We start from the raw sequence: 11993 nt of genomic DNA, 5'->3' as shown, positions 1-11993 counted from the left end.
GGAGATGATCATGTCCAATGGCAAACCCGATTTCGCAGCCCCTGCAATCGTCGATCGAGCTACGTTCCAGGCTGAAGTGGACGCATTGCGAGTGCGCGAGAAGGCTCATACGAGAGAAGGCGATGCAATCGCGGCCGCCCGACGGCGGCTTCCGATGGTGAAGGTCGATGGCACCGTTGCGCTCATTGGCGAAAACGGGCCGGTGACATTGCTGGACGTCTTCGAGGGGCGTCGGATGCTCATCGTCTACTATTATATGTGGTTTGACGGCCAGCCGGCGGCCGAGCAATGCGAGGGTTGCACCTTCTTCACGACGCAGGTGCGCGAGCTCTCCCATATTCACTCCCGCGACGTCACCTACGCCACCTTCTCCCAGGGAGCGTTTGAGGAGAGCCTGCGATACCGCGAGTTAATGAGCTGGAAGATGCCCTGGTACTCGGCCCAGGCGTCACTTGACACGTTGCTGGTCGGCCGCCGCATCGGAATGATGCATCTCGTTTGCTACTTGAGGCGCGGATCCGACGTGTTCGAGACCTATTGGACGACCCGTCGCGGCGTCGAGGCTATGGACAACAGTTACCGCCTGCTCGACCTGACAGTCTACGGGCGGCAGGAGGATTGGGAAGACTCGCCCGCCGGCTGGCCACAGCACTGGGGCGAAACCAACCATCCGTTTCGTCGCGACGGCCGGCCCATCTCTCAATGGCGTCGTCTGAAGGCGGGGCATTCCGACGCTTTATGAGCGGGCAACCGCCGACATTGTTCGTGCAACACAAACAGCAGCGTTCACGCGATATCTCGCTCTGTAGCGGTTGTTCTGTAGGGGCTACCCGTTCATGGTATCCTCTGGTGATGTCCGTTGATAGGCGATACCAGGCCGCCGTGAAGGCACAAAACTGTCTGAACGATTTTTGTTCTTGATGGGATTCGAACCTAGATCCCTCTCCTCGCGAGAGGCAGTAGTATATGTCTTTTCAGATGCTTGACCAATTCAACGGCAATTATGAGCTGATTCTGATCGACAAACGGATGCTATTGAGGCGGTTCTACGGCTGCCAATCTGTCATGTGCAACACATTTCCTCCGAGCTTCTGAAACTCTCGCTGGCGACAAGAGAAGACGATAATCTGCTGGTCCCGAGATTGCCTGTGCAGTGCGTCGAACATCTTCTCGATGCGGTCGTCGTCCGAATAAACTAGTGTGACGTCTCAGAGATTATGACGGGTTGTTCTATGCCCAGAATTGGCAGGTCTTGCGGGGGGACGAGCAGTTGGATGCTGCGCGCGACACCTGGTTGCTTTTGGATCAATCCGATTTTCTCAAGTGTCTTTAGCATCTGGTGGACCGAGGGTGGGGTGACTTTGAAGTATCGCTGGAAGTCTGCCTCGGCTGGGGCACGGCCATTGATCTGTGAATAGGCCCATATGAAGGCAAGATACTGGCCCTGCTTTGCGGTGAAGGGGGTTGGTCCGCCCGGCTTCTTTTGGTCAAGCAATTGATTCATTTCGGATTCATCCAAGGTCCCTCGACGATGAGGGATATTGTGATGAACGTACGATATCGAGTCGATCTTAGCCAGATCGAACGCGACGAGCTTGGCGCTTTGGTGAGTGGTGGCAAGCAACCAGTCCGACGGCTCAAGCGAATGCAGATACTGCTGGCGGCTGACGCCGGCGTCAGCGATGAGGCCATCGAAGCCTCGGTGCAGACCAGCGGCTCCACCATCTATCGCACCAGGAAGCGCTTTGTGGAGATCAGCCTGGAGGCCGCCCTCAGTGAAGAGCCGCGGCCCGGGGCGGCTCGAAAGCTGAGCGGCAAGGACGAGGTGCGACTGGTCGCCCTGGCTTGCTCGGATCCACCCAAGGGCTGCGCCCGGTGGACCTTGAAGCTTTTGGCCAACGCGCTGCTGGAAGTGGTCGAACATCAGAGTGTCTCACGCGAAACTATCCGCCGCAGACTGGACGACAACGACCTGAAGCCCTGGCAGAAGAAGATGTGGTGCATCGCCAAAATCGATGGCGAATATATCGCCCGGATGGAGGATCTCCTCGATCTTTACGCCGAGCCGAGTGATCCTAAGCGGCCAGTCGTCTGCTTCGATGAAAGTCCGATCCAGCTCATCGGCGAGGTGCGCGTGCCTATCGTGCAGAAACCGGGGAAGCGATACCGCTACGACTCCGAATACAAGCGCAATGGCACGGCCAACCTCTTCGTTATGGTCGACGCCAATAGGTCATGGCGCAAGGTCAAGGTCACTGATCGGCGCGCCAACGAGGACTTCGTCGTCTGCATGCGCGACCTGGTCGACCTCGATTATCCCGGCGCCAACCGGGTCCGTGTCGTGATGGATAACCTATCAACCCACACGGCCTCCGCTGTCTATCAGACCTTCCCGGCCGCCGAGGCGCGTCGGATCTTGCGACGTCTGGAATTCCACTACACGCCCCGCCACGCGAGCTGGCTCAATATGGCCGAGATCGAGATCGGCGTCATGCGCCGACAGTGTCTTGACCGCCGTATCGACAACCGCGACTTGCTCAAATCCGAGGTTGACGCCTGGGAGCGGCGTCGAACCGAAAGTGGCGCTCAAATCCGATGGATGTTCTCGACAGACCAAGCCCGCGAAAAAGATGGCAAAGTCTTATCCAATACCTTTGCTCAACGAGTCATAATCTCTGGGACGTCACACTAGTATTGCAGCGCAAGCTTGAGACGAAGCCCGAGGATGGTTCTCAGGCTTCGCCTTTCCTATCATTGCTGCGGGATATTGGCGACCTTCACCAGGTCAGCCCAGGCGGCGATTTCCTTCTTGAGGAAGGCCTGACCCTGTTCCGGCGTACTGATATAGACAGCGCCGCCCTGTTCCTCGATGAACTTCTTCACGTCATCGCGCTTCAGGAGTTCGTTGAAATAGCCGTTCAGCTTGTTGACGATGGGTTTCGGCGTGGCGGCCGGCACCATGGTGACGAACCAGCCGACCTGATCCATTGGGAAGCCGGACTCAGTCATCGTGGGCACATCCGGTATTGCCGGCAGGCGCTCGGCGGAGCTGACCGCCAGGATGCGGTAGCGCTTTTCGCGATACTGGCCGAGCGAAAAGATCGGGTCCTGCGAGGCGAAGGCCACGGCGCCGCTCATGATGTCGTTCATCGAGTCGGCGCTGCTCTTGTAGGCCACTTCCACCGTTTCAAGGCCGGCCATCTTGACGTAGGTGGCAGCGAGCACCTTGCCGGACGTGTTGTTGACGGCGTAGCTTGCGTTTGAACCTTCCTTTTTCAGCAGCTCGGTCAGTTCCTTCATGTTCTGGATCGGGCTCGAAGTCGGTACGTTGATCATGAAGGGCTGTTTGTTGATCGTCGAAACGACTGCAAGATCCTTGTCCGCATCGAAGGGCGGGTTCTTGAACATGTGCATGTTGCCGGCGAGCGAGCTGCCGGTGTGGAAGAAGATCGTATAGCCGTCCGGCTTGGCGCGAACGACATACTGGCCGGCAATATTGCCCCCGGCGCCCGGCTTGTTCTCCACGATGACGGTGGAGCCCGTCAGCTTGCCAAACTGGTCGGCGAAATAGCGCACGACGATATCGGCGCCGCTGCCGGCCTGGAATGCGCAGATGAAGCTGACTGTCTGCTTTTTCGGATAATCGGCAGCAGCGTCCTGTGCTGAAGCCGGAGACCAGGCGGCGCCTGCAATGCCAAGCGCGATGCCTGCTGCAAGCATGGATCTGCGAGTGATAGTTTTCATCAAAATCCTCCCAATATTTCCCGCTGCCCAAGCGGCGCATCGGTATCGCCATTAGGACAGTGATTGGCGATTGTATAATTAAATTTAATTATGGCAATCTTCCTTGGCCAAGTGAGCTTTCGTTTTTATGCGTTTCTATCGGGCATTCTGCGATGCAGTTGAGTTCTCTAGGGCACTTTCGTCATCTGCGAAGGGTGCATGCAGACTTGTCTCAAATGCCAGGCGATAGGAAATTGCTGAATTCGATTCTTATGTATATCGTCAGGCGAGCACGAATTGGATATTTGCTGAATTTCATACAGTCATCATTGAGCTCGGGGAGGGAGTTTTATGAACCAGCCGTATGACGTCCGCACGCATGAAGCGCGGCGGCATGAAGATCTTCGCCCATTCGGCGGCCAGAAAGGCGCCTGCGACCCTCTTCGACAATTTTCCCGGTTACGCGCCCGGCATGCGGATCGTCTCGGGCATTCACAATTCCACGCGGCGGCTTGCCTACACGCTTGGCCTTCCCTCGACCGACAGCCAGATGGAACTGGTGAAGTCCTACCGCGCGCGGACGAACTCCGAGTTCAAGTTCATGCCCCCCGCGAGGTGAGCAGCGGGCCGATCCAGATGCGCACTCGCCGCTCAGACAGTTTCCAAGACCGCAGCTCCGAGTTCGGTGCTGATCTCCCGGGCGGCTGCGCGGATGCCGGAGGCGATCGGACCCTCGGGGCTAAGATCGATCGCTTCGCTGAGACCATGGGCGGAAACCGCGGCGCAGATGCGGTTCTCGTTATCGAAGATCGGCGCGGAAACGCCGAAGAAGCCCGTATGAAGCTGGCCATTCGTCACCGCGATCTGCTGACTGCGGACCGCGTTCAGCGTCTTGCTCGTCCATTCGAGAAAGTCCGGCGAAAGGCTGGCTTCGGAAGAGGCGATGCTCTTCCATTCCTTTTCCGGCAGATAGGCCATGAAGATGCGGCCAGTCGCCGTCTGCAGCACCGGAAGCACGTGGCCGACACGCACCGAGGCAGGTACAGGCAGGCGGCCGTCGACCCGGTATATGATTGTTGGGCCGCGATTGGACCAGACCGCCAGACTAACCGAAATGCCGTAGATTTCGAGGAAACGTTCCAGATGGCGCCGGGAGACTTCAACTACATCGAGCTGGTTGATCGCCGCGATGCCAAGCCGGATCGCCGCGGGGCCAAGCCCGTAACGGGCCGTCACCGGGTCCTGGACCACCAGACCGAGCCGCGTGAAGCTCACGAGATAAAGGTGCGCCTTGCTGGGAATCATGTCCGCCGCCGCCGCCAGCGCCTTCAGCGGCATCTTGGCGGGCGCCTGGGCCAGGACCTGGATCAGGGAAAAGCCCACTTCCACGGATTGGATGCCGCGGCGGTCGTCCGTTTCCTTTTTCTTCAATTCACTCATGACCAGCCTTCGACATTGACGACGTCCAATTCTTCAGAATAGTACAACAAAGTTCATTAATTTCAAATATCGCCGAAGGTCGAGTGGAGGATTGAATGTCGAGCGGTCTCAAAAAGGGTGATAGCAATTTCGCGCTGCAGGCTTTTCTGGATCGCCTGAAGGCGGCCGGCGAGCTTGAGGTGGAGGACGGCCGCACCGAGCTTCTCGACGTCGCGCACCGGCTCGACGGCAATTCCAGGGCGGTGCTGTTCAACGACGTCTGCAATGAGGGCATTCCTCTGGTCGGAAATGTCGCCGCGACCCGCGAACGGCTGGCGATCGCTTTCGATACGACCGTGCCGAACCTTCTCGCGGAAGTCCTTCGCCGGCTTAGCAAAACGCCCACCTTCAGGCAAGTTTCCCGCGATGAAGCGCCGGTGCAGGAAGTTGTGAAGCTCGGCAAGGACGCCGATTTCACCAAGCTTCCGGTGCATCTGCAGCATGAGATGGATGGCTCGCTTTATATCTCCGCCGCTGTCGATGTCGTGAAGGATGCGCGCACGGGGTTGACCAATGTCGGCATGCGCCGGCTGATGCTGCGCGGGCGCCATGATGCCGGCGTCGATCTCGTGGCGCCGAGTGACCTCAAGGCGATCTACGAGTATGAGGCGCAGCAGGGCAAGCCGCTGCCGATTGCCTTCGTGGTCGGATCGCATCCGATCGATCAGGTGGCCGCGACCATGCGCATTCCGGTCGATGAAGTCGGCCTCATTGCCACGCTGCGCGACGAGGCGCTGCCGCTCGTGAAATGCGTCACCAACGACCTCATGGTGCCGGCGGACGCGGAATTCATCCTGGAAGGTTATCTGAGTGCCGAGGGTCATGTGGAACCGGAAGGGCCATATGGCGAATTCCTCGGTTACTACGGCGGCGTGAAGATGAACCCGGTCTTCCACCTGACCGCCATCACCCACCGCGCCAAGCCGGTCTTCCAGACCTCGACCATTGCCGGCCGCCAGCTTGCGATCACCGATGCGGCGCAGCTCATTGCGTTGCGCACCGAAGTGACCGTCTGGCGGGCTCTGCAGAATGCCATCCGCGAGCCGCTCGGCGTCTATGCGACCACATCCTCCGGCGGCATGTTCAACGTGCGCATCTCCATGCGCCAGCGCGTGCCGGGCGAGGCACGCAATGCGATCGCCGCCGCTTTCGGTTCGCTCGCCAACGTCAAGCACATCTTCGTCTTCGATCCGGATATCGACATCTTCTCCGACCAGCAGACCGATTGGGCCTTTGCGACGCGCTTCCAGGCGGATCGCGATCTGATCGTCGGTTCCGGTTATCGCGCCCTGCCGCTCGATCCCTCGCTGGCCGGGGCCCATCTGGGTTCGAAAGCGGGTTTCGATTGCACCATGCCGATCGAGGTGGCCCGTTCCATCGAAGGCCGCATCCCGAGCCCGCCGGCTCTCGAAGGCCCGCGTTTCGCTTCGCTGGAAGCGGCGCTCCTCGATGGCCCGAAAACCTTCAACGCGCTGATGACCGCCACCGGTTCGCGTGACGGTCGCGAAATTCTCGAAGCCTTCGACGATTTCCGGGCCGCGGGGCGGCTGAGCCGGACCAGGGATGGCGCCTGGACACTTGACGCCAAGGCTGCCGGTTGAACGGGGTGTAAAGGCATGTCGATGGAACCGCCCGCCAGCAGACGCCCTTTCATCGGCCGACCGATGCCGCGGTTCGAGGACCGGCGGCTGGTCACCGGCAACGGGCGCTACACGGATGATTTCCGGCTCGAAAACGAGTGCCATGCGGTGTTCCTGCGCAGTCCCTATCCGTCGGCGAAGATCGTCTCGATCGATCCGTCGGCGGCGTTGGAATATCCAGGTGTTCTGGGCGTCTTCACCGGCGAGGACTATGTCGCGGCGGGCGGCAAGCCGATCAACCATCTCGCCGACCCGGCCGATGCGCGCGACCACACGAAGCGTGCCTTCCGGCACAACCCGGACAACATTTCCTTCGATATCCACCAGCTTCCGCTGCCGCTCGACCGCGTGCGCTATGTCGGTGAGCCGGTGGTCATGGTGGTCGCCGAAAGTGCGGCCATCGCCCAGGATGCGTCTGAACTCGTGATGATCGAATACGAGGAGCTTCCCTTCGTCATCGATGCACGGGAAGCCCTTGAGCCGGGCGCCCACCTGCTGGAACCGGAGATCCCAGGGAATTTGGCCGTTCGGGCGACATTCGGCGATAAGGAGAGGACGAAGGCGGCGCTTGAGGGCTCGGCGCTGGTCATCGAAAAGATCTTTGTCAATCAGCGCATTGCCAATGCGCAGATGGAGCCGCGTTCGGCCATGGTGCGCTACGATGCGAAGGCCGGCCGATATCACATGATCGCCGGCAGCCAGGGTGCCATCCGTCATCGTGACACGATGGCCGCATGTCTCGGTATTACCAAGGATGAGATTGAGGTTATCTGCCCGGATACAGGCGGCGGTTTCGGCCCTCGCACCAATCTTTCGCCGGAACAACCAATGCTGGCGATCGCGGCAAAGCAGCTCGGCCGGCCGGTGCGCTGGACGAGCACCCGCACCGAATCTTTCATGTCCGACTATCAGGCGCGCGACATGGTGCATCACGTGCGGATGGGGTTTACGAAAGACGGGCGAATCACCGGTTACGCAGTGGAAATGACCGGCAATGTCGGCGCCTACACAGTCGCCTACGTGCCGATGGCGAACAGCTATCGCGTGCTGACAACGGTCTATGACGTGCCCTTTGCCTCGGTTGAGATCCGTGGCGCGATGACCAATACCGTGCCGACCGCGCCTTTCCGCGGCGCCGGCCGGCCGGAAGCACATTTTGCGATCGAACGGCTGATAGATATCGCCGCCTTCAGGCTCGGTATCCACCGGCTGGAAATCCGCCGCCGCAACCTCGTCCGTAAGGATCAACTGCCCTATACCTCCGCCATGGGCCTGACCTATGACAGCGGCGATTTTGCCGCCAACATGGACAGGGCGTTGGAAGCCGCCGACTGGCAAGGTTTCGAGGCGCGCCGCGCGGAATCCCGCTCGCGTGGCAAGTGGCGTGGCATCGGTTTTTCCAACTATGTGGAATCGCCGGTCGGCATCCCACATGAGCGGATTGACATGTCGGTGAGGCCACGGGAGCGGCGCATCGACGTGGTTACTGGTACGCAATCGACCGGCCAGGGGCACGAGACGACCTTCGCCCAAGTGGTGGCGGACCTCCTGCATGTGGAGCCGCAACAGGTACGGCTGATTTCCGGTGATACGCGGATCGTGCAATCCGGCGGCGGGTCTCATTCCGACCGTTCCATGCGGCTCGGCGGTATGCTGCTTGTCGAGAATTCGAAGAAGCTCGTGGCGCAGATCAAGGAGATCGTCGCCGACTATCACCAGACGACGGTGGACAACGTTTTCGAGAAGGATGGGCTCTGGCGGGTCAGCGACAGCAACGAGGCGCTGACGATCTTCGAGGTGGCGGAAATTGCCGAAGAGGTGGGCACCGTGCTTGCCTCGACGGCAAGTTTCACGGGCCGCATGCCGGCCTATCCGACGGGCGCCGCGGTCTGCGAACTCGAAATCGACATGGAGACCTTTGCCGCTCGGATCTTGCGCTACACCTCGATCGATGACGCCGGCCAGCCGATCAATCCGCTGATCCTCGACGGGCAGGTGCATGGCGGCATCGTGCAGGGCACCGGCCAGGCGCTGGTCGAGCAGGTGATCCACGACAAGGCAAGCGGGCAGCTGATTTCCGCGACCTTCCTGGATTACGCCATGCCGCACTCGGATCAGTATCCGAGCTTCTCTGTCGCGCTGGTCGAGGACCCGACAAGCGGCAATCCGCTGCGCGTGAAGGGCGGCGGCGAAAGTGGCATCACGCCGTCGCTTGCCACGACGATCAACGCCGTCGTCGATGCGCTTTCGGATTTCGGCATCGAACATATCGACATGCCGGCGACGCCGGCACGCATCTGGTCCGCCGTCCAATCCAAACGGGAGAGTTCGCGATGAGCTCCGTATCCAGCACAGCCGCCGGAAATGTGTCGAGCACCCTGGCCCCTGACGGCTGCCTCGAAATCGTCATTGGCAATCCGGCCGAGGCCAATCTGCTGACCTTTGCGATGACCTCGACCTTTCTGGCGGCCATCTCCGACCTGCCGGAGGGCACGAAATTCGTGCTGATACGCGGCAACGGAGCGGATTTCTGCGCCGGCCGCACCTCGCCCATGCCCGACCCGTCGACCAAGCCGACGGCACGCACGATCCGCGAGCGCGTCGCCGATCCGGTGCTGGATTTTTACGAGGCGTTGCGGTCCGTGCCTGTGCCGGTCATCGCGGCGGTTTCCGGCCGCGCCTTCGGCGTCGGCTGCGCGCTGGCGGGGTTGGCGGATATCGTGATTGCCGACGAGACGGCGAAATTCGTCGTGCCTGAGCTGGAGCGGGATATTCCGCCGCTTCTCGTCATGACCGGGCTTGCCGATCGGATCGGCCGCGCGGCGCTCGCTCGCCTCGTCCTATCGCGCGAGGCGTTTTCCGCTACGGCGGCGGAAAAGCTCGGCCTCGTTTCGGAAACCTGTGCCGCCGACGAACTTGATGCGCGGATCGCCTTCTACCGGCAGAAGCTTTCCGCCAATTCGGCGGTCACGCTTTCTGCCGTGAAGGCGTTCCTCAATCTTTCGCCGGAAATGAGCTTTGCCGCAAGGCGGGCCTATGCGGCGGACAGTATTGCGACGGCGGTCTCGGCCCGCTTTGGCCAATCGGCCTGATCGGCATCCAAGAACATCGAATTTACAGGGGAGTAGGATTTCATGGCGGATCGGGCAAAGGTGATCATCGGCGGTGCCGGCATCGGGGGCCTCATTGCGGCGCTTGCGCTGATCGAACGCGGTTTCGAGGTCGAAATCCATGAACAGGCGCCGGAACTGAAGGAAATCGGTGCGGGCCTGCAGCTTGCGGCCAATTCCACCCGGCTGATCATCGATATAGGTCTTGGGCGCGAACTTGCCGACATCTCCTGGGAGCCGCAGGGCAAGGAAATCCGCCTGTGGAGCACCGGCCGCGTCTGGACTCTCTTCGATCTCGCGCAGGAATCCGTCGACCGATTCGGCGCCCCCTATTACATGGTTCATCGCGCCGATCTGCACCAGATGCTGGTGGATGCGGTGGACAAGCGGGCGCCGGGTGCCATCCGCCTATCGTCGCGGATCATCGACTTCATTGAGGACGACAGGGGCGTGCATGTGGTCAATGCTGACGGCCGGCGCTTTTCCGGTGATCTCCTCATCGGCGCGGACGGCGTCCATTCCGCCGTGCGCGGAAAAATCTTCGGTGCGGCCAAGCCTGAATATACCGGCCTAATGGTCTGGCGCGGCATCATCCCCGCGAAGAAGCTGCCGGAACATCTGCTGCGACAGGTCGGCACCAATTGGGTCGGGCCGAACCGGCATGTGATCCAGTATATGGTTCGCCGCGGCGAGCTGATGAATTTCGTCGGCGTTGTAGAGCGCGGCGACTGGACGGTGGAATCCTGGACGGCGGCAGGCAGTCATGCGGAATGCCACGCGGACTTCGAGGGCTGGCACGAAGACGTGCATACGATGATTGAGAATATCGAAGTGCCCTACAAGTGGGCGCTGATCGGCCGCGCGCCGATGCAGGCCTGGTCCGAGGGCCGGACGACGCTGCTTGGCGATGCCTGCCATCCGACGTTGCCTTTCCTGGCGCAGGGTGCCGGGATGGCGATCGAGGACGGCGTGGTACTTGCCCGTTGCCTAGATGCCTTCTGGCCGGATTACGAAACGGCGCTCTTGCGTTACGAGGCGCTCCGCCTGGAGCGCACCTCGCGGGTGGTCACCGGCTCGCTCGAAAACGGACGGCGCTTCCATAATCCCGAAATGGCGAATAAGGAAACAGCGGAAGCTTATGTAACGCGCGAATGGCGGGGCGATCGTGTTAATGCGCGTTATAACTGGCTATTCGAATATGATGCGAGTTCCGTTCCCTTGAACGAAAAATCCGTCGCGGAGATTTCATGAATGTAGAAGACAGCGCTGAGACCGACCGCGAACAGGGGTTCGTGCAGACCATCACGGTCGGGTACCGGTTGGTTCAGGCGCTGGAACAGGGTGGCCGGGGGCAGACGCTGAAGGCTGTCGCGGCGGCGGCGGACATGCCATCCTGGAAAGCCTATCCCTACCTCGTCAGCTTGGCGCGCATGGGGATCGTCGTCCAGAATCCCGATACGCTATGCTACGGGCTCGGCCCCGGCGCGGCCATGCTAGGACTTTCTGCCATTTCCCAGGCAGATGTCCTCTCGCTTGCACCAGAAAAGATGCAGATACTGCAGGATCAGGTGCAGTTGCCGGTCTATCTCTCGGTGCTCGGCAATCTTGGCCCGACCATCGTGCGCAAGTTCGACTGGGATTCGCAGCTTCTGGTGACGATGAAGCTGGGGCATGTGTTACCACTCATGTCGTCGGGCACGGGCGCAATCTTTTTAAGCTATCTCCCGCTGCATCAATTGACCGGTATCATCCGGCAGGAAACGGGAAGAGATCCGGATCTTGCGGCGATTGAGGAGATTGTCACCCGGACGCGACGCGACGGGGTGGCGGTGTCCGAACGGGCGTTCGACCTCGCTTTCTGCTCCGTTTCAGCCGGCATCTTCGATCACGAGGAACATCTGGTTGCGGCAATCACCATTCTCGGCATTAAGGGCCGCACCGATCTTTCGCTGGAGAGCAGAGCGGCAGAGCTGGTGCTCGATACGACCAGGGACCTCTCCCGAACACTTGGATCGTCTACCTAGATGTTTGATCCTGGGCG

The 11993-nt window shown here is 60.5% G+C and carries 10 protein-coding genes and 1 pseudogene; 8 read left to right on the top strand and 3 right to left on the bottom strand.

The genetic code is table 11. The annotated features are described in order from the left end of the window. Positions 1 to 10 precede the first annotated feature (10 nt). Positions 11 to 742, top strand: a complete 732-nt coding sequence (locus QEO92_RS28190) for a DUF899 family protein (protein WP_227705475.1) — start codon at positions 11 to 13, stop codon at positions 740 to 742. A 453-nt stretch (positions 743 to 1195) separates the two neighbouring features. Here the strand turns inward: QEO92_RS28190 and QEO92_RS28185 are convergent, their stop codons facing one another. Then, complete coding sequence (locus QEO92_RS28185) at positions 1196 to 1504, bottom strand: LexA family protein (RefSeq protein ID WP_037155434.1); 309 nt, start codon at positions 1502 to 1504, stop codon at positions 1196 to 1198. A gap of 42 nt (positions 1505 to 1546) precedes the next feature. On the opposite strand from QEO92_RS28185, the pseudogene QEO92_RS28180 reads away from it, so the two are divergent. Next, positions 1547 to 2672: pseudogene (locus tag QEO92_RS28180) on the top strand (IS630 family transposase). Between the two features lie 79 nt (positions 2673 to 2751). Here QEO92_RS28180 and QEO92_RS28175 read toward each other — a convergent pair. Then, positions 2752 to 3744 (bottom strand): Bug family tripartite tricarboxylate transporter substrate binding protein, encoded by a 993-nt coding sequence (locus QEO92_RS28175; RefSeq protein WP_227705474.1) that lies wholly within the window; start codon positions 3742 to 3744, stop codon positions 2752 to 2754. Positions 3745 to 4087: 343 nt separating this feature from the next. Between QEO92_RS28175 and QEO92_RS28170 the strand changes: the two genes are divergently transcribed. Continuing rightward, complete coding sequence (locus tag QEO92_RS28170; RefSeq protein WP_227705473.1) at positions 4088 to 4342, top strand: UbiD family decarboxylase domain-containing protein; 255 nt, start codon at positions 4088 to 4090, stop codon at positions 4340 to 4342. Positions 4343 to 4374: 32 nt separating this feature from the next. Here QEO92_RS28170 and QEO92_RS28165 read toward each other — a convergent pair whose 3' ends face one another. After that, positions 4375 to 5163, bottom strand: coding sequence for an IclR family transcriptional regulator (locus QEO92_RS28165; protein WP_227705472.1), 789 nt, complete (start codon positions 5161 to 5163; stop codon positions 4375 to 4377). Positions 5164 to 5258: 95 nt separating this feature from the next. On the opposite strand from QEO92_RS28165, the gene QEO92_RS28160 reads away from it, so the two are divergent. The 5 genes from QEO92_RS28160 to QEO92_RS28140 are packed head-to-tail and all read left to right on the top strand — an operon-like array spanning position 5259 to position 11976. Next, positions 5259 to 6803, top strand: a complete 1545-nt coding sequence (locus QEO92_RS28160) for a UbiD family decarboxylase (protein WP_227705471.1) — start codon at positions 5259 to 5261, stop codon at positions 6801 to 6803. Positions 6804 to 6818: 15 nt separating this feature from the next. Continuing rightward, on the top strand, positions 6819 to 9179 hold the full coding sequence (locus QEO92_RS28155; protein WP_227705470.1) for a xanthine dehydrogenase family protein molybdopterin-binding subunit: 2361 nt from the start codon (positions 6819 to 6821) through the stop codon (positions 9177 to 9179). Next, on the top strand, positions 9176 to 9934 hold the full coding sequence (locus tag QEO92_RS28150; protein ID WP_227705469.1) for an enoyl-CoA hydratase/isomerase family protein: 759 nt from the start codon (positions 9176 to 9178) through the stop codon (positions 9932 to 9934). The genes QEO92_RS28155 and QEO92_RS28150 overlap by 4 nt, the downstream gene beginning before the upstream one ends. 42 nt (positions 9935 to 9976) lie before the next feature. Next, positions 9977 to 11203, top strand: a complete 1227-nt coding sequence (locus QEO92_RS28145; RefSeq protein WP_227705468.1) for an FAD-dependent monooxygenase — start codon at positions 9977 to 9979, stop codon at positions 11201 to 11203. Continuing rightward, positions 11200 to 11976 (top strand): IclR family transcriptional regulator, encoded by a 777-nt coding sequence (locus QEO92_RS28140; RefSeq protein ID WP_227705467.1) that lies wholly within the window; start codon positions 11200 to 11202, stop codon positions 11974 to 11976. The genes QEO92_RS28145 and QEO92_RS28140 overlap by 4 nt, the downstream gene beginning before the upstream one ends. Positions 11977 to 11993: the final 17 nt, after the last annotated feature.

It is taken from the genome of Neorhizobium petrolearium (genome assembly GCF_029854435.1).
In the GTDB taxonomy this organism is placed as follows: Bacteria; Pseudomonadota; Alphaproteobacteria; order Rhizobiales; family Rhizobiaceae; genus Neorhizobium; species Neorhizobium petrolearium.
The sequence above is the reverse complement of the archived record's forward strand: the minus strand, read 5'-3'. Positions and strand labels throughout refer to the sequence as shown.